This is a genomic window from Pseudoalteromonas sp. EB27, from assembly GCF_001974875.1.
Taxonomy (GTDB): Bacteria; Pseudomonadota; Gammaproteobacteria; order Enterobacterales; family Alteromonadaceae; genus Pseudoalteromonas.
On sequence record NZ_MTQD01000001.1, the window covers coordinates 178,570 to 204,068 of the forward strand.

Consider the following 25,499-nt stretch of genomic DNA (forward strand, 5'->3'; position numbering starts at 1 on the left):
CGTTACTGAATATTACCTAGGCGTTCAAAGCGAACACCAGTTGGAACCCATCCTGGTAAAATATCATCAGGGCCATTCTCAAATTCAAAACTCATCCATATAAAGACAGCTTTACCCACCAAGTTTTCTTTTGGTACAAAGCCCCAAAAGCGACCATCTTGGCTGTTGTCGCGGTTATCACCCATCATAAAATAATGATCAGCAGGAACAGTCCATTCATCAGAAGGTGTGCCCGGTTGCTGATAGTAACGCCCTTTTCTCTCAGGCGCTTGTGGGTTGATTAATATATCATGCGTAACTGTTGTTAAATTTTCATTCACACGAGCTAGAGGCATTGGGCCTTGTTTAAATTCGTTATCATTAATTAGTTTAAAATCAATTTTATTGAATTCATTACATAAAAGCTCACCCTGTTGGGTTTCGCCTTCTTTACAGTTTGGTTGAATATATAAACGTTTATCACGATAAACAATTTTATCGCCAGGTAAACCAATCGTACGTTTAATATAGTCAACACTTTCATCTAAAGGGTATTTAAAAACAACAATATCACCACGTTCAGGTTCACCAATATCAACTAATTGAGTACGCCAAACTGGGTCTTTTATTCCATATGAATACTTTTGTACTAAAATAAAGTCACCTACTAACAGTGTAGGCATCATTGAACCAGATGGAATTTGAAACGGTTCAAAAATAAATGATCTAAAAATAGTAATTGCTGCAATCATCGGAAAAATCGACTTTGCTGTTTCTGTTAGTACTGGTTCTGGTGCAATTAATGCCGCAGTTTCTTCATCTAACGGAGCTCCAGCAGACGTTTGCGCTATCGCTAAACGCTCCTGTCTTTTAGGTGCATACATTAAGTGATCTATTAACCATATTAAGCCTGAGCCTAAGGTTAATAGCACCAATAAAACTGAAAAATAACCAGCCATTTATAATCCTTTGTTTTTATTTACCAACTTTTAAAATAGCTAAAAACGCTTCTTGAGGCACTTCAACATTACCTACTTGCTTCATACGTTTTTTACCATCTTTTTGCTTTTTAAGTAGCTTTTTCTTACGACTCACATCGCCACCATAACACTTAGCAATTACGTTTTTACGTAACTGTTTTACCGTAGTACGTGCAATAACGTGTTGTCCAATCGCTGCTTGAATCGCAATATCAAACATTTGACGTGGAATAAGCTCTTTTAATGCATCAGCTAACTGGCGACCACGAGACTGCGCACCATCTCTATGAACAATAATCGCAAGTGCATCAACACGCTCACTATTGATTAAAATATCAACACGCACCATATCTGATGTTTGAAAGTGTTTAAAGTTATAATCAAGCGATGCAAAACCACGGCTTGTTGATTTTAATTTATCAAAAAAGTCCATTACCACTTCAGCCATAGGTAGCTCGTACGTAACAGCTACTTGCTTTCCGTGATAGGTCATTTTTGTTTGGCTACCGCGTTTTTCAATACACAAAGTAATAACATTACCTAAGTATTCTTGTGGTACCAAAATATTAGCTTCAACAATCGGCTCACGAATTTCTACAATATCGTTTACTGCAGGTAAATCAGACGGGTTATCAATCTGGAATGTACCTTCTTTAGTAACTATCTCATAGATTACCGTAGGTGCGGTTGTAATTAAATCAATATCGTATTCACGCTCTAAACGCTCTTGGATGATTTCCATGTGTAGCATACCTAAAAAGCCACAGCGGAAACCAAAACCTAGTGCAGTTGAATTCTCTGGTTCAAAGAATAACGACGCATCGTTTAAGCTTAATTTATTAAGTGCATCACGGAACGATTCATACTCATCTGATGCAATTGGAAACATACCTGCATAAACCTGTGGCTTAATTTTTTGAAAACCAGGTAAACGAAGTGGAGCAGCATTTTTTTGATGAGTAATAGTATCGCCAACTGGCGCACCATGTATCTCTTTAATGCCAGCAATAACAAACCCTACTTCACCTGTTCTTAAAATACCGGTGTTGGTTTGTTTAGGCGTAAATACACCTACTTGGTCAGCAGTATGTATATGCTCGTTCGACATTATTTTTATTTTGTCGCCTGTGCGTAATTCACCGTGCTTAATACGCACAAGTGATACAACACCTTGGTATGGGTCAAACCAAGAATCGATAATAAGCGCTTGTAGAGGTGCGTCTTTGTCGCCTACTGGCGACGGAACATCTCTAACAATCATTTCGAGTACTTCGGCAATACCTACACCCGTTTTAGCGCTACATTGCACTGCATCAAGGGCATCAATACCAATAATTTCTTCAATTTCTTCTGCAACGCGCAAAGGATCTGCTTGCGGTAAATCGATTTTGTTAAGTACTGGAATTACTTCTAATTCCATTTCAATAGCGGTGTAACAGTTAGCTAATGTTTGTGCTTCAACGCCTTGGCCTGCATCAACAACGAGTAGCGCACCTTCACATGCGGCTAAAGAACGCGATACTTCATACGTAAAATCAACGTGCCCTGGAGTATCGATGAAATTAAGTTGATAAGTTTCGCCATCGTTCGCTTTGTAATTCAACGTTACACTTTGCGCTTTAATGGTAATACCACGTTCGCGCTCAATATCCATTGAATCCAAAACTTGTTTTTGCATTTCACGGTCGGTTAAACCGCCACAAACTTGGATCAAACGATCTGAAAGGGTCGATTTACCATGGTCAATATGGGCGATGATCGAAAAATTACGGATATGCTTCATAAACTGGATTCTATACTTCTATTTTAATGGACTAAATATGAATACCTAAGTGACTTGAAAATACTTACTTTAGGATGCCATAAGCTCAGTTTGTAAGTTACAGACTTCACTCACGCTTTTTAAGATCGGTTACAATTATTTTATTTATTAAATAACAATAAGTTATGCTTTCTTAACTTAAATAACCCAACTAGATAAAATAATTTTAAAAACCACTATTCCCTGTATTTCCAAGTTACTTTGGTATAAAACGGCAATTTTACATTTAATTGGCGTCAATCACCATCTATTTGAGTTAAAGGGATACTAATTGGGTGAATTTTTATAACTTTTATATCGTGCTTTAGCGATCTCACGCGAGTTTTAGCTATAAAAAAGCCAGTAACACCACCTAAAGCTGCAGCTAAAATTTGCCAAGCTTCGGAAGCCATAAACAATTGCGCTGCAATCAGTGCAAAAACTAAACTTAGAAGGAGCGGAAGCATGTATACCGCAAATGCATGCTTAACGACGTGACTATCGTCAAGTGACAAGGTTACCTTTTGTCCTACTTCAACAGAGGATTCAAATTTATAAGGGAAGGTTTTTTTTGCAGTGCCAAACAGCTTACCAAACACTTGTGAGCCGCAACGACCATTGCAGCCTTCACATGCTTGTTTTTGTTGTGCTTCTAAATGAGCAATGTGGCCATCGAGGGCCACAACAGTGAGGGTTTGTTCAATCATAACAATCCTTACGAATCGTTTATAATGCGCGGGTAACTGACTCAGCAATCGCTTTTGCGGTCATACTCGGTACATTACCAACAACCGATACATCAAAATTACCGCCATTATGCACATATACTGTCGTTGCACCAGAGGTTAGTGCACCACTTAATCGCTTACCCGGCAATGGACGCTGAATAAATACCGAAATTTCAACAAAACCATCAGAGAACAAGTAATAATCTGTTAATTCGTTATTTAAATCGAGCTTATGTCTGTCTGATTTTAGTAATTCAAAGCCATCTGGTAACCAACTGATTTGCCAATTAGTAGCAGTACTATCTTCATTTACAAGTGCATCGTTTGGTAACGGCGTTGGAAAGTTTCGATTGAGCACTTCAAGTAACATACCTGCTGGCTGCTCTGTCACACTAATATGAGTAAGCTGTAACTGCTCTAAAGCTTCACCTTCGTGGTTAACGTAAGCGGCTTTTAGTAACAACGACGATTCCATATCCAGCCAAATCCAATAATTATATTTATACTCGTCTTTAGATTCTATGCGAACTAGTTGTGCAGCACGCCCTGCAATACGACCTTTACCACCTAGTACAAAATCATAGTGCGCGCTTAAGCGATCTATATCTTTAAAAAGTACTTCAGGGATTGGACCAGCTATTGAATCTGTTTTTAGGGAATATGGTTCTGACTGAGGTTCAAAATAAGTAACTTGGTTGTCAATACGGACCATTTCAAGCCCAGCACCGTTAAGTAAACTTAAATGCTCAAGTTCTGTGTCACCTTGTAAAGCATGCACCCATCGGTAGGGTTCCATTGTTTTACCTTTGACAACCACAAACGAAGCGTCAAAATTACGAGTGTGAACGGCATTAGCCATTTTTAGTAATAAATCTTTGGCAGGATTTGTGTCGTTGGCAAATGCATTAAAGCTTACTACCAACGACAGAACAAAAGTGATTACTTTCATTTAATTAGTTTTTTTCCTCAGACGCTTTGGTATTAGTTTGCGCTGTTTCTAAAGAATTCGCAACTCGTGCTTGGCGTTGATGCTCAAGAACTAATGCACCAATACGTTGTTGCTGTAATTCACGTAAACCTTGCTCTGCATTTTCAAGCGCAGGCTCAGATGAGTAACTTACTGGCGATGCCATACCTGTCAGCGGTGTGGTTTGTAGTAATGGAATTTCGCTTTGTTGCTCGTTGTTACTTTGAGGTAACGTATTAACGCCTACAATAGCAAACATTGCCACACTGGCTGCAATTGCTAGTTGAGCAACTGGCTTGCGCCAATTAAAAGCCACTACTTTATTATCTTGTACTGTTTCAGTGATTGCTTGAGGCTGTGTTTTTGACTGACTAAAGTCAGCATAAACAGGCTCGCTTTCTAGTGCTAATGCAACGCGATCGCTAATATCAATATGTATGTCGTTATTATTTTTTTGAGCACGCATCGCATCACCAATTAACGCATAACGGCCAAACGTAGTTACATCTTGCTCTGCAATTTTTGCATCAGTCAGATGTTGCTCGCCATCAAGTAATGCCGATAACGCTTCGTTATCTAACTTGTTAAGGTGTGCTTTTGTCATACTAAGACTCGCCTATTAATGGGTTTAATTTGTTATCTATTGCTTCACGGGCACGAAATATACGCGAACGCACAGTCCCGACCGGGCAATCCATTACCACTGCTATTTCTTCATAGCTCATCCCTTCAATTTCTCTAAGGGTGATTGCGGTTTTAAGATCTTCAGGCAAACTATCAATCGTATTAAAAATAACAGCGCGTACTTCTTCGCTTAAAAGTAGGTTTTCAGGAGATGCATTAGATCGCATTGAATCTGCACAATCATAAAACTCGGCATCTTCGGCGTCTATATCATTTGCTGGCGGCTTACGCCCCTGGGCTACTAAGTAATTTTTAGCACAATTAACGGCAATACGGTATAACCACGTGTAAAAGGCGCTGTCACCTCTAAAGTTAGGAAGTGCACGGTAAGCTTTAATAAAAGCCTCTTGTGCTACATCAGCAATATCGCCTTGGTTTGATACATAACGTGAGATCAAACCTGCAATTTTGTTTTGATACTTCTTTACTAATAGGTTGAAGGCGTTTTTATCTCCTTGCTGGACCCTTTTTACTAGCACTAAATCTAATTCCTGCTCGCTCATTCGAGCCGGTACTCCTATGTCTGATTTTTGCTTGTTATTCATATTGTCGTCATTGTTCACAAATACTCTGACCTCTTTATGAATAAAAAGTTCTGCTTAATATTATTTTTTTATAAAATAGATGATAAATAACGGCGCTAAGCCTTTAAAATCACTACGTAGTAGTATGACAAATATGGTACAACTACAGATATTAAAAACAAATATTGCTCTATATGGGCATTGTAACCGCAAAGTACCTCTGACATGAACCAAAATAAACATCACATTGCAGATGTCGCTATTATAGGTAGCGGCGCAGCAGGCTTATCACTTGCATTATCTCTCGCTAATTATTGTAACGTTACCGTGATCAGTAAAGGAGCGCTTACAGAAGGTTCTACTTTATATGCTCAAGGTGGTATAGCTGCTGTATTTGATAAACAAAACGACAGCATAGAATCTCATGTTGAAGATACACTCGATGCGGGCGGCGGTTTATGCGACAGAGACGCTGTTCATTATACTGCCAGCAATGCTCACGATTGCCTACAGTGGTTAATCGATCAAGGTGTTCCCTTTGATATGGAGTTTGATAGCAAAGGAAAAGAGCGTTTTCATTTAACACGTGAAGGCGGTCACAGCCATCGTCGTATTTTGCATGCAGCCGATGCTACTGGTAAAGCGGTGCAAACCACACTTATTAGCCAAGTTAAAATTCATAAGAACATAACGCTCCTAGAGCAATACAATGCCATTGATTTAATTACAGATAAAAGCGCCGGAAAAACAGGCTCACACATTGAAGGTATGTATGTGTGGAACAAAAAAGCTAAAAAGGTAGAAACCATTTCAGCTAAATTTGTTGCCCTTGCCACTGGTGGCGCAAGCAAAGTGTATTTGTATACATCTAACCCGGATGTATCAAGTGGTGATGGCATTGCAATGGCATGGCGCGCGGGCTGTAAAGTTGCCAATATGGAGTTTAATCAATTTCATCCAACAAGCCTTTATCATCCAGAGCTACAAAACTTTTTAATTACAGAAGCTATGCGCGGTGAAGGGGCTTATTTAAAACGACCTGATGGTACTCGTTTTATGAAAGACTTTGACAGCCGTGAAGAACTCGCTCCACGCGATATAGTGGCACGCGCAATCGATTTTGAAATGAAGCGTTTAGGTGCTAATTGTGTTTATTTAGATATTAGCCACAAAGATAAAGACTTTATTATTGAGCACTTTCCTACTATTTACGCAAAATGCCTAAGTGTAGGGCTTGATATAACAAAAGAAGCAATCCCAGTTGTACCTGCTGCACATTACACTTGTGGTGGCGTAATGACCGACTTTAACGGTAAAACAGATCTCGATAACTTATATGCAGTTGGCGAAGTCGCTTACACAGGCCTACATGGTGCAAACCGTATGGCAAGTAATTCTCTATTAGAATGTATTGTGTTTGCCCATGCCGCAGCTAAAGATATTTTAAGTAAAATTGAACAAGCACCAGAGCCAATGACTCTACCTCATTGGGATGAAAGCCGTGTTAGTAACTCTGATGAAGAAATAGTTATTACCCATAACTGGCATGAACTACGTTTATTTATGTGGGATTATGTAGGTATTGTACGCTCTACTAAACGCTTAGAACGTGCACTGCATAGAGTTGAGTTGCTACAGCAAGAAATACACGATTATTATGCAAACTTTAGAGTAAGTAATAACTTGCTTGAGCTTCGTAACTTAGTACAAGTGTCAGAACTCATTATCAGAAGTGCAATGGAGCGAAAAGAAAGCAGAGGCCTACATTATACTATTGATTACCCAGAACAAAATGAAAACCCAACACCGACTATTTTGACTCCTCAGCGCAACTAATCGCGCTTAAAGTAGCACGTTTTAAACGCGCATAGCTTTGTTTGTTAACACCATTGGCTGAAATTATTAGCCAATGGTTGTTACTAAAACCCTTAATATGCAGCCAAATGCTATTGCCATAAAAGCGGCTTTTTTTACTAATCTCACCCTGGACTTTTAAGCTCCCGCCCTCAAACCTAAATAGCTTAGGCTCTAATATTATAACGCCATCGGTTGGATGAATCGCTAACACTTTTTGCCAAACTACAAAACCAGCGGTCACATTCATTACTAAGCAAAAAATAATGGCTAATACTGAACTTAAAAATAGGCATAATATTAAACCGAGTATACAAAAAAAGACCACAATAGGTTTGTGGTCAGCTTTATTATTTGTAACCGTAAACCTATACACGAACTCGGTCTAAGATAAGCTGAACCATGCTATTTAGTTGCTCATCTTTACATTCTTGATGGCCCATAAACCATGCAAATAAATCAGGATCTTCTTCTGTGAGCAAACGCTGAAAGATAGCTTGCTGCTCTGCGTTTAAAGAGTCGTATGCTTCTTCTACAAACGGCATAAACAAAACATCTAGCTCTAACATGCCACGACGACAGGCCCAACGAATACGTGCTTTACTATGAATTTCAACCATTTTAAACCTCATACTTAATTGACTTAAGTTTAACAAACACAAGCCTATTTAGCAGCTATTAATCTCTTATTAAACAATAAACCCGCACCAATAAGCGCTTGTCTGTACCATACGTAACAACTGCGTTATTATGTCACTTCATTTATATTGCAAAGAAGGTTTTTATGTCGAGCGTTTATGCATGTCCGTTATCTCATCAACTTATTAGCCTCTCAGGCGCTGATAAATTATCTTATTTACACGGGCAAATCACTCAAGATCTAAATAAATTAACCAGCAGTAATTATTTGTGGGCTGGCCATTGCAGCGCTAAAGGTAAACTTTGGGGCGTATTTAAATTATTTTCTTATCAAGACAGCTACTACCTTACAGGCAGCGAAAACGAAGTAGAAAAATCGTTAGCTGAGCTAAAAAAGTATGCCGTATTTGCAAAAGTTGACATTAGTGCATGCACAAAGCGATTAATTGGTCTCATTGGTGATGATTTATCGGATGTACTCGCACAACTTGATATTAACTTTGAAGGTGATGCGAGCGCGTGTGACTTTGAAAACGGGAAAGCACTAAAATTAGCTGATAACCGTGTTTTATTAATGGTTGATAGTCAGTTTAGTATGCCTGATGACGTATCTACACTTGATAACGAAGCTCCTTGGCAACAAGCATCTATGCTTGCAGGTGAACCTCAGTTAAGTGCAGATGCAATTGGCGAGTATGTTCCTCAAATGGTAAACCTACATGCTATTGGCGGTATAAGCTTTAAAAAAGGGTGTTATACCGGTCAAGAAACTGTGGCTCGCATGAAGTACCTAGGTAAAAATAAGCGTGCAATGTATATAGTCTCAGGTCAAAGCGAAGGGATACTTTCAGAGCCTGATTTGGAAACCCAATTAGGCGAAAACTGGCGCCGTGCGGGTAAACTTATTGCACAAAGCTTTAATGAACAAACAAAAAAATTAACCGGCCTTGTTGTGTTGCCAAACGATACTGATGTAACTCAGGTACTTCGTGCAAAACACACACCTCAGGTGGAGCTAAGCATTCTGCCTCTACCCTACTCTCTTGAAGATGAATAAATAGGAATGACTATGATCGTTGCGGCAAACAAAGTGGTAAAAATGCATTATTCGGTAATGGATAATGATGGCAATAGCATTGATAATTCGTTCGGTGGTGAGCCACTACACTTTATCATTGGCACAGGCTACTTAATTTCAGGCCTAGAAAATGCTTTGCAAGGCAAACAACCAGGCGACACACTTAGCGTAAAAGTTGAACCTGATGAAGGTTATGGCGAACGCCACGATAACCTAATGCAAGCTGTACCTAAGTCGATGTTTGAAGGTATGGAAATTGAAGTCGGCATGCAATTTCGTGCATCAACAGACGATGGTGACCAATCAGTAATGATCATCGATATCCAAGATGAAGAAGTTATTGTAGATGGTAATAACCCACTTGCAGGCATAACACTTAACTTTGATGTGGAAATACTAGAAGTACGTGATGCAACCGAAGAAGAACTTACTCATGGTCATGTACATGGTGAAGGTGGGTGTGGTCACGACCACTAATACACTGTTATACCAATTAAAAAAAGCGCCTAAGGCGCTTTTTTTATATCATATTGTTGCGCTTAACTGTTTCAGTTTTTGCCTTACTAGGCAGCGCGATTGATACATTCTTTTCTTTTAAAGCGGCTAGTAAACCTTTTTGATCGTTTGTGCCAACTCGATACAAAGTGCCATCTTTAAGCGTTAGCTGTATTGCACTAAAGCCAGATACTGTATACACCCAACCATCGTGAGTAATTCGCATACCAATACCGTGTCTGTAAGAGTTTTGAACTGCCTTAGCTTCTACTACTTCGCCAAGCTCAATGCTTTGCCCTGCAACGCCTGGACCAAACGCCCAGCTAATTTTTTTATCATCTACTTTTACTGTTAGACCATGGAACAAAAAGCCCACCAGCACTAAAATCCCAGTAAATATCATTAAAGGTCCATCAGCGCCTAACAAGTTCCATGCAAGCGCTACAAAACCGCCTATCCACGCTAATACAAAAAAGATAAACACCGCATACTGTTTATGCTGATACATAATATTCTCTAAATTAAATAAATACTTAAAAGCTGTACACCAATGTAGCACTCAGCTCTGAGTCAAACTTGAGTTTATCATCTTCGGGTTTTGAATTATAACGATACATATAGGTAAATTTGAGTGATACCGCGCCAATCACTTGGCTTATCAGTGCGGTTTCCGATTTTAAGCGAGAATTAAGACCTGAAAGCGACTGCTCTATACTCACATCTTGATTAAAACGAGTACGCTTAGAAACCAAACGTTCCCACTGCATTGCAACACGTACTAAATAACCGGTTTTATTGATTTCATCTTCGCTCACATCCGAATCTTCATCAGCTACTGAACGATATAAACCAGGTCCTATATCAATATCTACTTTGTTTTTAGAGCCTTGATATACACGCGCACCGTAGCCTGTCGCCACCGTACTTTTAAAATCAAGTCCACTAAACTCATCTTCTTCGTAATCGCCGTAAATAAAAAATGAAGAGTTTTTAACACCTACTTTATAGTTACCTTGCGCTGATACAAAAATACGATTAGCTGTCACATCAGTGCCACCGCTTTCGTCGTTCTCATCGCGCTTATAAAGAGAGTCTATTTTGAATTGGTTACGCCACTTTTCAAAGTCTTGATATAAATTACCTTTGAGCTTAAAACTGGTCGAATTGGTGTTACCTTTGCTTAGAATAAAGCCAAATTCGGTATCGCCGTAAAACATTTCACCTTTGTGTAACTCATGAATTTCTTCATCAGAGAGCTTGCCATATTCATGAAAATCTTCAAATGGATCAACGGCCCAACTTGGGCAGCTAATTATTAAAAAAATTAAAAATAAATACTTACGCACAACACTCTCTCTGCACACAATTATAAAAATAAGCAGTATTGCTTATTCAGTTTCTTTCCATAAAATATGACAAAACGGAGCATCTTTATCACGACTAATCAAAATTTTAGCAAACAAAACATCATCATTTTCAAATTCTAAACCAACCAACACCTGAATAAAGTGCTCTGGCTCTATTTCAAGGGCTACAAAGTCTTGCCACTGATCATCTGGCTCGTCTTCTTCAATGAAGCCTAGGTCTTCTCTAAACTCATTAAAGTCTTCAACATCTTTTTCACTCAAGTTATTTGGCGCTAACTCTAAAAAAATATCATAAGCTTGGTGAGTAGCTTCTTCTACCGTATATAAACGTGGACCCGACATATGTGCTTAACCTTAAGCTTTTAAGTTGGACTATATTATCAAATCTCATCATCATTTTGATAAAAAAAAGCCTAAAACACTGACTTTTTTGTAACCGAGTCATGCTTTATTTAGCATACAACTAAAACAACAAACAAAAATTCACCTAACCCATTGAATATAAAGGTTACTTTTTATAATTTAAGCTTAAAATAACAACGTGAAGAATTTTATTATCTCAAGTTCTAATTATTTAGCTTTTTCTCATCTAAAACCAATTTATTAAGACTACAGCTTTAGAAATAAATTCCATTTATTTAAGAAATACCGTCACTTTACTTAATTCCTATAACAACATAAGCTCAAGCAACAGGTCAGAGGAGTGTGTAATGATAAAACTAGAAAAACAAAATGGCATTGCAACTGTCACGCTTAGCAGAGCAAAAAAACAAAATGCATTAAGCTTTGAAATGTTTGTAGAGCTAAACAAAGCCATTAAAAATATAAAAAGAGATCGCAGTATTCGTGCTGTGGTAATAAAAGGCGATGGCGAGCATTTTTGTGCAGGCCTTGATATATCTGCAGTAATGGCTACACCAATGAACATAGTGAAATTATTGCTTAAATGGTTACCTGGCAATCAAAATTTAGCGCAAAAAGTAGTATTAGGCTGGCAGTCACTGAGTGTGCCCGTTATTGCACAAATTGATGGCAACTGTTTAGGAGGGGGCTTACAAATAGCACTAGGTGCCGATTACAGAATTGTTCATGTTGACGCCAAGCTTGCCATTATGGAAGCACGCTGGGGGCTGTGCCCCGATATGGGCGCAAATGTAATGATGAGCGGTTTAGTTAAACGCGACCAAGCACTTTGGCTTGCAAGCCACGCAAACCCAATCACAGCACAACAAGCAAATGAGCTAGGTTTGGTTACTCAGCTTACCGATGATACTCAACAAGCCACGCAAAACATGCTCAATACATTACTCGAGCGCTCACCCGATACGCTTGCTGCTATTAAACGTGTTACACAACTTAGCTATAAACCAAACCAACGAAAAATACTCGCTAAAGAAACCTTCAGCCAAATTCGCTTATTGCTAAACCCAAACACTAAAAAAGCAATTGCTAAAGCAAAAGGAAAAGCGGACATAACCTACGCAGATACAAAGCACTGGTAGACAATGCATAAAAGAGTTTGATTTGTTAAAGTTAAGCTCTTATCTTTTCTGTGAGCCACTTTGATGAAATATCTGCTCAGTAGCGCTATTATTTTACTATGTTTAGCCTGCGCTAAACTCATTATGCACTTTATTGGTGGAAGCTTTCCTGCACCGTTACTCGCTATGGTTATTTTATTAGTTTTACTCTTATCGGGTATTGTAAAAGAGCAACATGTAAAACCATGCGCTTCCCCTATTTTAAATATTATGCCTATATTTTTCATTCCTGCGGGTGTGGGATTTATTGAACATCTCGGCCTTATAAAATCGCACTGGGCATTTTTAGCATCAGTTGTGTTGCTAGTTCCTATAACTACCTTATTGCTTGTTAGCAGTGTAATTGCGTACTTTAAGGGGAGAGAAAATAATGACTGATTTTACTTTTTCCGCTATTTCAGAGCTACAGCCTACTTTATGGTGGCTAAGTATTCCTTTTATAATTGCATTGTTTTTAGCACTAAGGGCCGTAAACCAAAGTATAAAAAACAGCGTATTAAAATCGCTCACCAACCCCGTATTTTTAAGTATTAGTATTATCGCTTTATTCCTCGTTAATCTAAATTTGCCTTATACGCAATTTGCCACGCACAGCAAATTACTAAGCTGGTTATTAGAGCCCGCAATTGTGGCTTTAGCACTTCCGCTATATCAACAGTTTACACACGTACGAAAAAATCTATTACTTATAGTCGCAACATGTAGCTTAGGTATTGTTAACGCAACCATTGTGGCATTTTTGCTAAGCATATTATTTAATGCGCCAGCGCAGCTAAGTGCATCTGTTGCCGCACTCAGTGTCACTACACCTATATCTTTAATCGTCACTGATTCATTGGGTGGAATCAGTTCACTTGCTGCAGCTTTAGTTATTTTTATTGGTTTACTAGGGGCTTTATTTGGTTTTATGCTTTTTAAACTCGTTAATATTTTTAATCACGAATCTCAAGGCGTTGCCATGGGCACAGCTTGTCATGCAATTGGGACTGCCGCTGCTATTGCCGAGCATCCAAAAGTTGGCGCTTACTCATCGGTTGCAATGGCGCTAAGCGCTTTACTAACAGCGATTATAGTACCGCTGTTATATCCATTTTTAGTCAACATTTTGCTATAGTTGGAAAAATACAACATAGCCCTAACATAGAGCGCTTTATGATCAGTTCTGAAATCGAACAGTTTGAAAAATATTACACCATGCTTACTGAGTATATGGTTACCTACAGTATGCAAATTGTCGGTGCTATTTTTATCGTCCTCATTGGTTTGTGGATAGCGCAAAAGCTTGCCAAATTTGTAGCTGCGTTAATGACCCGCCATAATGTTGACATTACGCTCACTAACTTTGTCAGTAGCGTAGTAAAAGTACTGCTAATTGTAATGGTTATAATTATTGCACTTGGCAAAATAGGTATCAGCGTTACGCCATTTGTAGCAGCTATTGGTGCAGCATCTTTAGGTGCAGGTTTAGCACTGCAAGGCATGCTTTCTAACTATGGTGCGGGTCTAGCCATTATAGCCACTCGACCTTTTGTTGTTGGTGATACTATTGAAGTTAAAAATGTAAGCGGCCAAGTTAAAACAATTGAGCTTGGCTACACTATTTTAATCAATGAAGAAAAAGTAGAAATTACTATTCCTAATAAGCACATAGTGGGTGAAATACTTCATAACTCATTTAGTTACTCATTGGTCAAAGGTGAAATAGATATAGCTTATAGTGCATGCTCTGATAACGCGATTAGCCTTATTGAAGACGTACTTAAAGCCCATGAATTAGTCGCGCAAAATCCATTATCACAAGTAGGTATTGAGCGTTTTGCTGATAGCGGCGTAACTATTAGTTATAGGTATTGGGTACCTACAACTAAAATTATCGAAACTAAGCTGGCTATTAACGGTGGTGTTTATAAAGCAATTAATAATGCGGATATTGAAATCCCATTCCCTCAACGCGTAGTTACCATAAATAAAAGCGATATAGAGTCATAAAACTCGGTGGGTAACTCAATATTGAATTGCCCACATCAATAAACCACTTTTACTGCGTAAAAACTCCTTATCTGTTTGTTATTTTATCTGTAATATAAAGACTTAGTTAAAAAAGTCGGCAAATCACTCGCTTTAATTACATAATAACAATAATGAGCCATTATGAATCGCAGCCCTTTTTATTTAGGTGATTGGCAAGTCAATCCCCAGTCAAATACTCTTCAGCGTGCAGAAAAAACTAAACAGTTAGAACCAAAAGCCATGGATGTATTAGTCCATCTGTGCTTACAAAAAGGCGAAATTGTTACGAGTGACGAGCTATTAGATCAATGCTGGAAAAATGTTGAGGTGGGCGATAACCCGCTGCATAAAACAATTACGCAGTTACGAAAAGCCCTTGGTGATAAAGCAAGTGAGCCTACCTACATAGAAACTATTCGAAAGCGTGGTTACCGCGTTATTGCAAAACTTGAGTTTCCTCTAGCTGAAGACATAAAAACAACTGAAAACACATGGCAAGGTGGCTCTCCTTTTTTAGGATTAAGCGCCTACAACCCAAGCGATACACACCTATTTTTTGGCCGTAATCAATCTATAGAAACGTTACTCAATAGAATATCGAGCCAAGTTAAATTTGGTCGTGCATTTTGCTTAATACTTGGCCCTAGCGGTACGGGTAAATCTTCGCTTGTTAATGCTGGGATTTTACCAAAACTGCTAGATGAGCGAGGCTATAACGGCATTGGGGTTATTTCTTATAGCCAACTCGACTTTGCAGATGTTCATAAAAATAGACTTTTTTTAGATTTAGCTTCCGCACTGCTTGATTGGGATATAAACAACATACCTGTGTTTGAAGGATTAAGCGCGCAAACACTTGCAGAACAACTAGAATTGGCAATAGATGACGTAATTAACGCCATACAAGCTGCACTTGGCAAAACCTCTACACAACTTAAAACACCGCAGTTATTTTTATTTATTGACCGCTTAGAAGTACTACTCTCCTCGCCTTTATTTAGTAGCGAAACACGCAGCCATTTTTTATCGGTTATTGAGCGCTTAGCAACCTCTAAAACAGTGATTGTATTTAGTGCGTGTCGTAACGACTTTTATCCTTTAGTGGTTGAACAACCCAGCCTAATGGCAGGTAAAGCTCATGGCGCACACTACGATTTAACACCACCAAACAGGCACGACCTACAACAAATTATTCGCCTGCCAACGTTAACCGCTAATTTAACATTCTCGAATGACCCAGAAACCCAAACGCCACTGGATGAAATACTTTGCGCCGATACAGCCAATAATCCCGACGCACTACCCATGCTGCAATACACACTGCAAGAGCTGTATTTGCAACGCAGTGATAATAACGAGCTACTACACAGTGTTTATACAAAACTAGGTGGTATTGAGGGTGCAATCGGTAAAAAAGCAGAAGATGTATTTATCAGCCTAAACAGCGAGCAACAGCAACAACTTAATAGCGTGTTATCGCAATTAGTGACCCTAAATCCTGATGGTAAAACTATTACTAGCCGAGCAGCACGTTGGCAAACATTAAATAATAAAAGCCAAAAAGAATTTGTGCAGGCCATGGTAGAAAGCCGTTTATTTGTATCACACTTACAAAACGAAGAAGCCTGCTTTAGCCTTGCTCACGAGGCATTATTACGTCAATGGCCGCGCGCAAAACAATGGATTAATGACCATAAAGATGCCTTAGCAATAAAAAGCCGCTTACAACACCAAGCGCAAAATTGGATAGATGAAGGTAAAAGTAGTGCCTACCTCCTAGCGCCAGGTAAACCGCTACAAGAAGCGCAGCTATTACTTAACGACAAACTGTTTAGATTAGATGATAACGAGCACGCTCTTATCAAAAGCTCTATTAAAAAAACAAAAGCAAAAATAAGAGTAAAACGAGTGACCGTTGCTTTATTGTGCTTACTTACATTCACCGCGTTATTAATGAGCTTTACTAGTTTTAAGGCCCAGCAACATGCGCAAAAAAAACAGCTTGAGGCCGAAAGCTTACTAGGGTTTATGGTGGGTGACTTTGCCGACAAACTGCGTAGCGTAAAGCGTATGGACTTACTTGATGGTATTAGTAATAAAGCACTTGAATATTTTACAAATCAAACAGACGAATCAGGTTCACTCTTCGGCTTTAGCGATAATAAAGCACAATTTAACAACCGTTTCCAGTACGCACAAACCCTCGAAGCAATGGGTGAAGTAGCTTATTCACGGGGTAAAACCGATGAAGCCTTTACCGCCTTTGAAAACGCCCGCACCCGCCTTGAGGCATTATTAAAAATACAGCCTAACAATATAGAATTACTAACGCTTGCGGGTGCCAATGCCTTTTGGTTAGGCCAGCTTCATTATGATAAAAGTGATTACGCTGCCACTGAGCCATTATTTAAAAAGTACCATATGTATAGCGAAACCATGTATTCATTAGCAGCGAATGATTTTAATTCCATTATGGAGTTGTCGTATTCACATAATTCGCTGGGATCTTTGTATTTAAAACAATTTAATTATAAAGCGGCAAAACAGAGCTTTACCGAATCACTTACTCTTAAAAACGAAGCGCTTGTGCTAAAGCCCAACAATAAAAATTTATTGCGTGATAAAGCAGATACCCTTAGTTGGCTTGCAAAAACTGAAGGTATGCTTGGTAACTTCAACACTGCAGTGTATATATTGGACAATGCAGTTGCTGTGGTCAAAAAGGTGGCTAATCACTACCCTGATGACGCGAGTCTTTTTTATATGTCAGCAAATATATATATGCAACAAGGCTATTTACTAAGCTATTTACCTGATAAAAAAATGGCCTATTTAAAAGCTCGCTTTGCGAATGAAAATATAAATGAGGCTTTAAAGCAAGATCCAGAAAATAATGAATTTCAACATATGTATTATCGCTCTTTAGCGCAATTAATAATGTTGTCTTATGACAAAAAAGTAGATTCAAGAATAGGAAAAATTATTAGCTTCTTAAAATCACAAGGTTTTAATAGTATCAATTCTATTAATACACAAATTAGTCTGGCTCGCTATTTTATTGACAGAAACTTCCCTCTTAAAGCGAAAGAGTTATTAACAACCCTTGAGAATGATGGCGAATATAAACGTTACATAACCAATAAAATGAAGAATAGAGATAACTTAGCTCCCATAAATATAAACCTGCTCAAAGCTAAATTAGCTTCGACCAGCGAACAGCGAGAGCAATTTTGCGTAAATGCGCTTAAAGCTATTACTCAAACAGTAAAAATAAACCAAAGTATTCACGTAAAGTACCCGCAGGTACAAGCATATACCTGCTTAAACCGAGCAAACGAAATACCAGCAATAACAGCAAGCCTGATAAAACTAGGCATTACTGACTTTAAACTATAAATACAAAGGAAATAACATGAATACCACCTTAGAAAAAGTCGATTTTCAAGTACATATTGAGTTTAACGATAAAAAAGAGGCCGTTTTTAGCTATACAGAAAATGGTAAAGCCGTTGACGGCGGCGGTACAGTAAGAGCCGAAACTGCAGGTACTTACACTTTAACTCCTGTAACAGTTGGGCTAGGCTTTTTTTTCACGGGGGCTACAATTACTAATAAAATCGGAACATGTGCCCAAGATTTCAGTTATGAACTTAGTGATAACCGCCAAGCAATCACCGTCACCGATACAGCAAAAAACTCAGGCACTGCATGTTTAATATTTAACGTTGAGTGTAATGATAAACCTTATTCAAGCCCTGACCCACAAGTTATAAATAAAGACAAAAATTAATTATTGATTTTAAATTGCACAAGCATAATTTCCCCTGTGCAATTTATTTATAACCTAACTACCTTTTAGCTAAGCACTGACACACTTCAATAAAAATAAATAAAATCAACAAATTAAAAAAGAAGGTTACCGAAAGGTTTAAAACCCATAAATTAAATAAACTGCTAGACATAAAGTTTCATTAACAATAAAAATGAGCAACACCATGTCTAACAATAATGAAAATAGCAGAGCAAACAACACCGACAACGCTGTATCTGCATTAATCAGCAGCATTTCTAATACCGTTAACAATGAAAAAATAAGCGCAATTATTAATGTCACTAATGTCATGGCCGATGCTATTTTTATTGTTAATGCAGATGGAGTGTTTGAATCAGTAAATCCCGTTGCAGCTCGTTTTTTTAATGTTACGTCTGATTCATTAATAGGTAAAAAATGGCAAGATTGTTTACAAGAACAGTATCGCGATGACTATCAATACATGTTTGAAAGTTGGAAAAACAACTATCAAACACCACTCAATCATGGCCCCAAAGAAGTTAAAATAATAAAAAACAATGGTAACTGTTTAGATATAGAGCTCTCAATTTCTTGTATACCCGCATCAACCACAAACAATACTCCTCTATTTATTTGTATTATGCATGATATTTCTAGGCATGTTAAAAAGTATAAAGTACTCGAAAACATAGCCAAAATAGATCACCTTACAGGTATCGCTAATCGCTGCACTTTAGAGAAGGCGATTATTAAAAATTGGCAAGAATGCATAGTAGACAAACAGCCTTTGAGTTTTATCTTGATCGATATTGATTTTTTTAAACTGTTTAACGATAATTTTGGTCATGTAAAGGGTGATAAATGTTTGCAAAAAGTAGCGCAAACAATTGAAGACTGCCTCCCCTCAAAAGATAGTTTAGTAGCACGCTATGGTGGTGAGGAGTTTGCTGTTGTATTACCTCGCTCACATGTCTCAAATGCAGAAATGATCGCAAAACGTATTCAAGAAAAAATACTCAACATTAGTTTTAGAGATATTGGTTTGCCAGCGAATGTAAAGATAAGTGTAAGCCAGGGTTTAGCCTGCGAATACGATAATCAATACAGAACATCTGAGGCATTAATATGCGCGGCTGATACGGCTTTATATAGAGCGAAGTCGGAAGGTCGAAATAAATTATGTATAAGGTGATGTACTCACTATTTGGTATAGCCTTTATATACTGAAATAAAAACCGCACTTGGCGGTTTTTTATTACTTGAGAAAAGTTTAAACGTCGATTAGCAGCCCTTCGTCTTTTTTAATCTTTTCGATCACCATATATGTATGATGAGTGCCCACGCCTGGAATATCGACTAAGTCGCCAAGAACTTGTCTATATTCTTCCATATTAGAAACGCGGATTTTTAATAAATAATCATAACCGCCTGCCACCATGTCACATTCAACGACTTGTTGTATTCTTAGTATATGCTCTCTAAATACCTTAAATACTGCTGTATTTGAAGCAACAAGCGACACTTGAACGTGCGCTACTAAGCTCTGATTAAGTTTAGCTTCGCTAAGCTTAGCGTAATAGCCTTCGATATAGCCTTCTTGCTCTAATCGTTTTACACGATCAAGACACGGGCTTGCACTCAAATTAACCTGTTTTGCGAGGTTAACATTTGAAATTCTGCCGTTCTTTTGTAGAACGTCTAGTATGGCTAAATCAATACGATCTAGCATGCGTAATCTATTTGGAATTGTCATAACAGAATTTTATGCGGATAAGTTAAATTTATGCCCTGTAAATTATCGTAAAACGCGAAATTTAACCAGCATATTCTGCTGAAATTTAATTAGAATGCACTCACAATATCACTGGTAATTTATTGGTAATTAATTTTACTTTAATTCTTAACACTCCTGAGGGTTGCTTATGTTATTCAACGGCGATTTAACAACGATTTGTCCTATTAGACAAAGAATCCGTGACTTCTACCGCATAGATGAAAATGCGGTTATTGATCATATTTTACCGCTTGCAGAAGTAGGCGTAAAAGCACGAAGTCGTGCCTGGGAAAGAGCCCGCCAGATTGTTTTAAACATTCGTAAAGAGCAAGATGGGCAAGGCGGTGTTGATGCGCTTTTAAATGAATTTTCACTTTCAAGTGAAGAAGGCGTTGTATTAATGTGTTTGGCCGAAGCACTGCTTCGTGTACCAGACAAAGCAACTCAAGATGTACTGATTCGCGACAAGTTAGCGAAAGGTGATTGGAGCTCTCATTTAGGAAGTAGCGATTCTTTATTTGTAAACGCGTCTTCTTGGGGATTATTAGTTACCGGTAAAATGGTTAACTACACTGACAAAACGAAAGAACAACAGTTCGGTATGCTTAAAAAGACCATTGGTCGTTTAGGTGAGCCAGTTATTCGTAAGTCTGTAAATTTTGCTATGAAAATTATGGGTAAGCAATTCGTTATGGGTCGTACCATTGACGAAGCAATTGAACGTGCTGCCGATACAGAGCAAAAAGGTTATGTATATTCTTACGATATGCTAGGTGAAGGCGCGCGCACAATGAAAGATGCGAAGCGTTACTTTGACAGCTACATGAACGCTATACACTCTATTGGTAAAGCGGCCAATGGTCGTGGTCCAATTAAGAGCCCTGGCATTTCAGTTAAGCTTTCTGCTATTCATCCACGTTATGAGTTCACTCATAAAGACCGTGTGATGGAAGAAATTGTACCAAAGTTAAAAGAGCTTGCGCTTGCCGCTAAGAAATACGATATCGGCTTTACTGTTGATGCTGAAGAAGCTGACCGTTTAGATATTTCTCTAGATGTAATTGAAGCGGTATTTAGTGATGAAGATCTTGGTGATTGGCAAGGATTTGGCTTAGCGGTTCAAGCGTATCAAAAACGCGCTATTTTTGTAATTGAATGGCTAACAGACCTTGCAACCCGTGTTGGTCGTAAGATGATGGTACGTTTAGTTAAAGGCGCATACTGGGATACAGAAATCAAAACCACACAACAAGATGGTTTAGAGCATTTCCCTGTATTTACTCGTAAAGCAACAACCGATGTTTCTTACAAAGCATGTGCAATTAAAATGCTTGAAGCGCGCGACGTGCTTTATCCGCAATTTGCTACACATAACGCTTACACTGCTGCGACTATTTTAGAAGTAGCGAAAGGCGACAACACAGGTTTTGAATTTCAACGTTTGCACGGTATGGGTGAATCATTATTCGACCAAATCGTTAACGAAGAAAAAATTCAATGTCGTGTATATGCACCCGTTGGTCAACACGAAGACCTACTTGCTTACCTTGTTCGTCGTTTGTTAGAAAATGGTGCTAACTCATCATTTGTAAACGCCATTGTGGATACAACAAAACCTGTTGAATCATTACTACCAGACCCTGTAGAAACACTGCAAGGCTTGCGTAATAAGTACAATACGCAAATCAGAATGCCGATTGATTTATACGGTGAAGAACGTGCTAATTCTAAAGGCATGGATTTAACCGATATTAACGTTATTACCCCTTTCAAAGAGAATCTTGAAACATGGTTTAACGAACACTTAATTGAGCAAAGCCAAGTACCAGAAGGCTCATTGGCTGTTAAAAACCCAGCAAATCACAAAGAAATCATCGGCCACGTTAAATTGCAAACTGGCGAAGAGATGAAAGTATTACTGGCGAATGCTGAAGCTGCACTTGAATCATGGTCACAAACACCTGTAAAAGACCGTGCTAATTTACTGCGCCGCGTTGCTGATATTTTAGAGCGCCATCATGATGAACTAGTCGCTATCTGTATTAAAGAAGCGGGTAAAGTAGCGCAAGATGGTATTGATGAAGTACGTGAAGCGGTTGATTTTTGTCGTTACTACGCAGCGCGCGCTGAAGAGTTATCTAAAGATGAGCGTTTTGAAGCCCGTGGCGTTATTTTATGTATTAGCCCGTGGAACTTCCCGCTTGCAATATTCTTAGGTCAAGTTGCTGCTGCGATTGTTACAGGTAACACTGTAATTGCTAAGCCTGCTGAGCAAACAAGTTTAATCGCCCTTCGTGCTATTGAACTAATGCTGTCTGTTGGTTTACCTGAGCATGTTGTTCAACCGGTTATTGCTCGTGGTTCTGAAGTAGGTAAAACAATCGTTCCTGATGAGCGCATTCAAGCGGTTATGTTTACAGGTTCTACTGAAACAGGCACATTAATTTCTCAAACACTTGCTGCACGTAACGATATACAAGTACCGTTAATTGCAGAAACAGGTGGCCAAAACTGTATGATTGTTGACTCAACGGCCCTTCCTGAGCAAGTAGTTGACGATGTGATCAGTTCTGGTTTTCAAAGTGCTGGCCAACGTTGTTCTGCCCTTCGTGTTTTATTCATTCAAGATGACGTAGCTGATGGCATTATTGAAATGCTCAAAGGTGCTCTAGCTGAGTTACACATTGGCGACCCAGCGTTACTATCAACTGATGTTGGTCCTGTAATTGATGAAAAAGCACTTAAAAACTTAAATGAACACGTTGAGTACTTAAAAGGTAATTCTATACTTCATTACGAGTGTAAAATCCCTGATAACACTCAAAATGGCGCATACTTTTTTGCCCCTCGCTTATACGAAATCGAAGACTTATCAGTACTCAAACGTGAAGTGTTTGGCCCATGTGTACATATTGTTCGCTTTAAGTCGAATGAACTTGATGATGTGATGGATCAAATAAATAACACGGGCTATGGTCTGACAATGGGTGTTCATTCACGTATTGAAGAGCGTTGTGAGTACCTTGCTAAAATGTCACGTGCAGGTAATGTTTACATTAACCGCAACATGATTGGTGCAATTGTTGGTGTGCAACCGTTTGGTGGCCGTGGTTTATCAGGTACTGGCCCTAAAGCCGGTGGCCCTAACTACCTACAACGTTTAGTAAAAGAAAAAGCATCACCAGATAACGTACAAATGACTAACCTGACGCCAGATGAGCTTGATTTACACCACTACAGCGGTGCGAATGAACAAGTTCAAAAGCTAATGACGAACTCAATGCGCGATGAAAAAATCTGGCGCGCAACACCACTAAACGACCGTGTTTCGGCTGTACGTCAGTTGCTTGCTAAAATCGCGACGGTAGAAATTATCGACGATTTAGCAGACGATTTAGCATTAACACTATCAGAAGCACGTGCACAGCTTAACCGCCTTGAAAAGCACATGCGTAAGTTTACTACCCTGCCTGGGCCAACGGGTGAGTCTAATACACTTCATCTAGAAGCACGTGGTTGTGTAGTGTGTTATGCAGATAAGAGTACATCATTTAACTTCTGGGCATTGTCTATCATTACTGCTATTGCCGCTGGTAATACGGTAATTACAGTAGCGTCTGAGCTGTTTTATGATGAAGCCGTTGCCTTTAAAGATAAATTTATCTCTACAGGTGTTGCTGAAGGTGTTTTCCAAGTAGCTAAACCTAACCAGCTACAAGCTATTTTGGCCCACCCTCACTTAGCCGGTGCGGTAGTTGCTGCTCGCTCGTCTCGCTTAGGCTACTTTAGCCAACAGCTTGCACAGCGTAAAGGCGCAATTTTACCAGTAATTAGTTCTGAGTATTACGATACACTGATTAAACGTCTTATTACTGAAAAAACAATCAGTATTGATACAACAGCATCAGGTGGTAACACATCACTAATGACGCTTGTTGAAGATGATGAATAATTAAGCTAATGTATTTTAAATAAAAAATAAAAAAAGGCACTGAAAAGTGCCTTTTTTATTAGGTAGTAACGTATGTTTTTGTTAAGTTAGTTAAAGATTAGTAACAGAAGCAGTAAATTTGAAAATAATTCCCGTTAGTCAGCTACTCCCAGGTATGTTTGTACAAAGTGTTACCAAGCAAACTGGTAGTATCAAAATTAAAAATCAAGGCTGGGTTAAAACTCAGGCAGGTATTAACAACCTGATAAAAGCAGGCATTCTAGAAATAGAAATCGACCCTGATAAAACCCTCATTGATACAGTCCCCGAAAAAGATCCAATTGCGACACCTACAACAAAAATAAAGCGCGACCCTTGGCAAAAAACACACAGTGCCGAACAAGAAATGGGAAAGGCAAAAAAGCTGTATGACGAAGCTAAAACGCTACAAATAAAAGCATTTAAAGATATAAAAGCAGGCCGCGATATAGATATTGCGCCATTTAAAGAGCTGGCAAGTGGCTTTATGGACTCTGTTTTTAGAAACCAAGATGCCCTAGCCTGCCTTACTCAAATGCGCCAAAAAGATGCCTACCTACTTGAGCACTCTATTAATGTATCGATACTAATGGGGATCTTCGCTAAGCATTTAAGTGTAGAAAAAAACATTATCATTGAGCTGACTACAGGCGCACTTTTACATGACATTGGAAAAATAAAAATTCCAGATGAAATACTGAATAAACCTGGTCGCTTTACTGATGAAGAATTTAAAATAATGAAATTGCACTCGCTTTTCAGTAAAGAAATTTTAGAAGAGTCCGGCTTAACAGGTATCGCTGTTGATATTGCTGGTATGCATCATGAAAGGCTTGATGGTAAAGGCTACCCATTTGGTAAAAAGGGCGACGAAATAAGCCAATACGTACGTATGGCGTCAATTGTAGATGTGTATGATGCACTCACTGCAGAGCGTGTTTACAAGGCAGGCATGGAGCCAATAAAAGCGTTTAAAATACTAAAAGATGGGTGCCCAGATAGCTTCGATCCTGTGCTGCTTAATAAGTTTATTCAATGTATTGGTATTCACCCAGTAGGAACGCTTGTTAGGTTATCGAGTCAAAAAGTTGGCTTAGTGACCGAGAGTAACCCAAGTACACCACTAAAGCCTATTGTTAAAACATTTTACAGCGCCAAACATAGTCGCTATACAGAGATAAAAGATATCGATTTATCTAATAAAAAAACCCTAGATACCCTTGAATCAGCGGTGAAACCTAAAGAGTATAATATTGATTTAGAACGTTTTTATAAAAACTCAATATTATCCTAAGCAATATTGAGAGCCCAACAT

General features: G+C 38.6%; 24 protein-coding genes. 12 read left to right on the plus strand and 12 right to left on the minus strand.

The annotated features are described in order from the left end of the window. Positions 1 to 2: 2 nt before the first annotated feature. From lepB to rpoE, 6 genes are all read right to left on the minus strand, one after another. Entirely contained in the window at positions 3 to 938 is a 936-nt protein-coding gene (gene lepB, locus BW142_RS00740; protein ID WP_007581726.1) for a signal peptidase I, read from the minus strand. Positions 939 to 954: 16 nt separating this feature from the next. Beyond that, positions 955 to 2,742, minus strand: coding sequence for a translation elongation factor 4 (lepA, locus tag BW142_RS00745; protein ID WP_076923565.1), 1,788 nt, complete (start codon positions 2,740 to 2,742; stop codon positions 955 to 957). 275 nt (positions 2,743 to 3,017) lie between these two features. After that, positions 3,018 to 3,467 (minus strand): SoxR reducing system RseC family protein, encoded by a 450-nt coding sequence (locus tag BW142_RS00750; protein ID WP_024598754.1) that lies wholly within the window; start codon positions 3,465 to 3,467, stop codon positions 3,018 to 3,020. 19 nt (positions 3,468 to 3,486) lie between these two features. Further along, on the minus strand, positions 3,487 to 4,437 hold the full coding sequence (locus BW142_RS00755) for a MucB/RseB C-terminal domain-containing protein (RefSeq protein ID WP_024598755.1): 951 nt from the start codon (positions 4,435 to 4,437) through the stop codon (positions 3,487 to 3,489). A 4-nt stretch (positions 4,438 to 4,441) separates the two neighbouring features. Beyond that, positions 4,442 to 5,059, minus strand: a complete 618-nt coding sequence (locus BW142_RS00760; RefSeq protein ID WP_007581717.1) for an RseA family anti-sigma factor — start codon at positions 5,057 to 5,059, stop codon at positions 4,442 to 4,444. A 1-nt stretch (position 5,060) separates the two neighbouring features. Beyond that, the gene (rpoE, locus tag BW142_RS00765; protein ID WP_002958721.1) at positions 5,061 to 5,642 is read right to left on the minus strand and encodes an RNA polymerase sigma factor RpoE; all 582 of its coding nucleotides are present in this window, start codon (positions 5,640 to 5,642) and stop codon (positions 5,061 to 5,063) included. A 246-nt stretch (positions 5,643 to 5,888) separates the two neighbouring features. On the opposite strand from rpoE, the gene nadB reads away from it, so the two are divergent. Continuing rightward, on the plus strand, positions 5,889 to 7,499 hold the full coding sequence (gene nadB, locus BW142_RS00770; RefSeq protein WP_076923566.1) for an L-aspartate oxidase: 1,611 nt from the start codon (positions 5,889 to 5,891) through the stop codon (positions 7,497 to 7,499). On the opposite strand, the gene BW142_RS00775 is transcribed toward nadB, so the two are convergent. Both BW142_RS00775 and BW142_RS00780 read right to left on the minus strand, forming a co-directional pair. Then, entirely contained in the window at positions 7,474 to 7,830 is a 357-nt protein-coding gene (locus BW142_RS00775) for a hypothetical protein (protein WP_076923774.1), read from the minus strand. The two genes, nadB and BW142_RS00775, sit on opposite strands and share 26 nt — an antisense overlap. A gap of 55 nt (positions 7,831 to 7,885) precedes the next feature. Next, a complete protein-coding gene (locus tag BW142_RS00780) occupies positions 7,886 to 8,137 on the minus strand; it encodes a succinate dehydrogenase assembly factor 2 (protein ID WP_024598759.1) in 252 nt (83 codons plus the stop codon). Positions 8,138 to 8,301: 164 nt separating this feature from the next. Between BW142_RS00780 and BW142_RS00785 the strand changes: the two genes are divergently transcribed. Both BW142_RS00785 and BW142_RS00790 read left to right on the plus strand, forming a co-directional pair. After that, entirely contained in the window at positions 8,302 to 9,213 is a 912-nt protein-coding gene (locus tag BW142_RS00785; protein ID WP_024598760.1) for a folate-binding protein YgfZ, read from the plus strand. Positions 9,214 to 9,225: 12 nt separating this feature from the next. After that, positions 9,226 to 9,711: a peptidylprolyl isomerase gene (locus BW142_RS00790; protein ID WP_007581704.1), complete on the plus strand. Its 486-nt coding sequence runs from the start codon at positions 9,226 to 9,228 to the stop codon at positions 9,709 to 9,711. Positions 9,712 to 9,754: 43 nt separating this feature from the next. Here BW142_RS00790 and BW142_RS00795 read toward each other — a convergent pair whose 3' ends face one another. The 3 genes from BW142_RS00795 to BW142_RS00805 are packed head-to-tail and all read right to left on the minus strand — an operon-like array spanning position 9,755 to position 11,438. Next, the gene (locus tag BW142_RS00795) at positions 9,755 to 10,237 is read right to left on the minus strand and encodes a hypothetical protein (RefSeq protein WP_076923567.1); all 483 of its coding nucleotides are present in this window, start codon (positions 10,235 to 10,237) and stop codon (positions 9,755 to 9,757) included. 25 nt (positions 10,238 to 10,262) lie between these two features. Beyond that, entirely contained in the window at positions 10,263 to 11,075 is an 813-nt protein-coding gene (locus tag BW142_RS00800; RefSeq protein ID WP_024598762.1) for a DUF481 domain-containing protein, read from the minus strand. Between the two features lie 42 nt (positions 11,076 to 11,117). Beyond that, entirely contained in the window at positions 11,118 to 11,438 is a 321-nt protein-coding gene (locus tag BW142_RS00805) for an HI1450 family dsDNA-mimic protein (protein WP_007581697.1), read from the minus strand. 368 nt (positions 11,439 to 11,806) lie between these two features. On the opposite strand from BW142_RS00805, the gene BW142_RS00810 reads away from it, so the two are divergent. The 7 genes from BW142_RS00810 (at position 11,807) to BW142_RS00840 (ending at position 19,632) form a co-directional block, all read left to right on the plus strand. Then, on the plus strand, positions 11,807 to 12,598 hold the full coding sequence (locus BW142_RS00810; RefSeq protein WP_076923568.1) for a crotonase/enoyl-CoA hydratase family protein: 792 nt from the start codon (positions 11,807 to 11,809) through the stop codon (positions 12,596 to 12,598). 63 nt (positions 12,599 to 12,661) lie between these two features. After that, complete coding sequence (locus BW142_RS00815) at positions 12,662 to 13,015, plus strand: CidA/LrgA family protein (RefSeq protein WP_076923569.1); 354 nt, start codon at positions 12,662 to 12,664, stop codon at positions 13,013 to 13,015. After that, on the plus strand, positions 13,008 to 13,751 hold the full coding sequence (locus BW142_RS00820) for an LrgB family protein (RefSeq protein ID WP_076923570.1): 744 nt from the start codon (positions 13,008 to 13,010) through the stop codon (positions 13,749 to 13,751). Before BW142_RS00815 ends, BW142_RS00820 begins: the two co-directional genes overlap by 8 nt. A gap of 38 nt (positions 13,752 to 13,789) precedes the next feature. Beyond that, positions 13,790 to 14,626, plus strand: a complete 837-nt coding sequence (locus BW142_RS00825) for a mechanosensitive ion channel family protein (RefSeq protein ID WP_024598766.1) — start codon at positions 13,790 to 13,792, stop codon at positions 14,624 to 14,626. 162 nt (positions 14,627 to 14,788) lie between these two features. Beyond that, positions 14,789 to 18,043, plus strand: coding sequence for a winged helix-turn-helix domain-containing protein (locus BW142_RS00830; RefSeq protein ID WP_076923571.1), 3,255 nt, complete (start codon positions 14,789 to 14,791; stop codon positions 18,041 to 18,043). A gap of 16 nt (positions 18,044 to 18,059) precedes the next feature. Continuing rightward, positions 18,060 to 18,437, plus strand: coding sequence for a DP-EP family protein (locus BW142_RS00835; RefSeq protein ID WP_024590008.1), 378 nt, complete (start codon positions 18,060 to 18,062; stop codon positions 18,435 to 18,437). Between the two features lie 205 nt (positions 18,438 to 18,642). Then, the gene (locus BW142_RS00840) at positions 18,643 to 19,632 is read left to right on the plus strand and encodes a sensor domain-containing diguanylate cyclase (protein WP_076923572.1); all 990 of its coding nucleotides are present in this window, start codon (positions 18,643 to 18,645) and stop codon (positions 19,630 to 19,632) included. Positions 19,633 to 19,710: 78 nt separating this feature from the next. Here BW142_RS00840 and BW142_RS00845 read toward each other — a convergent pair whose 3' ends face one another. Next, the gene (locus tag BW142_RS00845; protein WP_024598591.1) at positions 19,711 to 20,193 is read right to left on the minus strand and encodes a winged helix-turn-helix transcriptional regulator; all 483 of its coding nucleotides are present in this window, start codon (positions 20,191 to 20,193) and stop codon (positions 19,711 to 19,713) included. A 169-nt stretch (positions 20,194 to 20,362) separates the two neighbouring features. Here BW142_RS00845 and putA point away from each other — a divergent pair, with 169 nt between their 5' ends. Continuing rightward, positions 20,363 to 24,166, plus strand: a complete 3,804-nt coding sequence (gene putA / locus BW142_RS00850) for a bifunctional proline dehydrogenase/L-glutamate gamma-semialdehyde dehydrogenase PutA (protein WP_024598592.1) — start codon at positions 20,363 to 20,365, stop codon at positions 24,164 to 24,166. A gap of 118 nt (positions 24,167 to 24,284) precedes the next feature. After that, on the plus strand, positions 24,285 to 25,478 hold the full coding sequence (locus BW142_RS00855) for an HD-GYP domain-containing protein (protein ID WP_076923573.1): 1,194 nt from the start codon (positions 24,285 to 24,287) through the stop codon (positions 25,476 to 25,478). Positions 25,479 to 25,499: the final 21 nt, after the last annotated feature.

Bases quoted from the DNA above. Each gene is read 5' to 3' on its own strand.
- BW142_RS00795 (WP_076923567.1), bottom strand. From the start codon at position 10,237: ATGTATCAGCATAAACAGTATGCGGTGTTTATCTTTTTTGTATTAGCG.
- BW142_RS00845 (WP_024598591.1), bottom strand. From the start codon at position 20,193: ATGACAATTCCAAATAGATTACGCATGCTAGATCGTATTGATTTAGCC.
- lepB (WP_007581726.1), bottom strand. From the start codon at position 938: ATGGCTGGTTATTTTTCAGTTTTATTGGTGCTATTAACCTTAGGCTCA.
- BW142_RS00750 (WP_024598754.1), bottom strand. From the start codon at position 3,467: ATGATTGAACAAACCCTCACTGTTGTGGCCCTCGATGGCCACATTGCT.
- BW142_RS00830 (WP_076923571.1), top strand. From the start codon at position 14,789: ATGAATCGCAGCCCTTTTTATTTAGGTGATTGGCAAGTCAATCCCCAG.
- BW142_RS00755 (WP_024598755.1), bottom strand. From the start codon at position 4,437: ATGAAAGTAATCACTTTTGTTCTGTCGTTGGTAGTAAGCTTTAATGCA.
- putA (WP_024598592.1), top strand. From the start codon at position 20,363: ATGTTATTCAACGGCGATTTAACAACGATTTGTCCTATTAGACAAAGA.
- BW142_RS00815 (WP_076923569.1), top strand. From the start codon at position 12,662: ATGAAATATCTGCTCAGTAGCGCTATTATTTTACTATGTTTAGCCTGC.
- BW142_RS00780 (WP_024598759.1), bottom strand. From the start codon at position 8,137: ATGGTTGAAATTCATAGTAAAGCACGTATTCGTTGGGCCTGTCGTCGT.
- BW142_RS00805 (WP_007581697.1), bottom strand. From the start codon at position 11,438: ATGTCGGGTCCACGTTTATATACGGTAGAAGAAGCTACTCACCAAGCT.
- lepA (WP_076923565.1), bottom strand. From the start codon at position 2,742: ATGAAGCATATCCGTAATTTTTCGATCATCGCCCATATTGACCATGGT.
- rpoE (WP_002958721.1), bottom strand. From the start codon at position 5,642: ATGAGCGAGCAGGAATTAGATTTAGTGCTAGTAAAAAGGGTCCAGCAA.
- BW142_RS00810 (WP_076923568.1), top strand. From the start codon at position 11,807: ATGATAAAACTAGAAAAACAAAATGGCATTGCAACTGTCACGCTTAGC.
- BW142_RS00785 (WP_024598760.1), top strand. From the start codon at position 8,302: ATGTCGAGCGTTTATGCATGTCCGTTATCTCATCAACTTATTAGCCTC.
- BW142_RS00840 (WP_076923572.1), top strand. From the start codon at position 18,643: ATGTCTAACAATAATGAAAATAGCAGAGCAAACAACACCGACAACGCT.
- BW142_RS00835 (WP_024590008.1), top strand. From the start codon at position 18,060: ATGAATACCACCTTAGAAAAAGTCGATTTTCAAGTACATATTGAGTTT.
- BW142_RS00820 (WP_076923570.1), top strand. From the start codon at position 13,008: ATGACTGATTTTACTTTTTCCGCTATTTCAGAGCTACAGCCTACTTTA.
- BW142_RS00825 (WP_024598766.1), top strand. From the start codon at position 13,790: ATGATCAGTTCTGAAATCGAACAGTTTGAAAAATATTACACCATGCTT.
- nadB (WP_076923566.1), top strand. From the start codon at position 5,889: ATGAACCAAAATAAACATCACATTGCAGATGTCGCTATTATAGGTAGC.
- BW142_RS00760 (WP_007581717.1), bottom strand. From the start codon at position 5,059: ATGACAAAAGCACACCTTAACAAGTTAGATAACGAAGCGTTATCGGCA.
- BW142_RS00790 (WP_007581704.1), top strand. From the start codon at position 9,226: ATGATCGTTGCGGCAAACAAAGTGGTAAAAATGCATTATTCGGTAATG.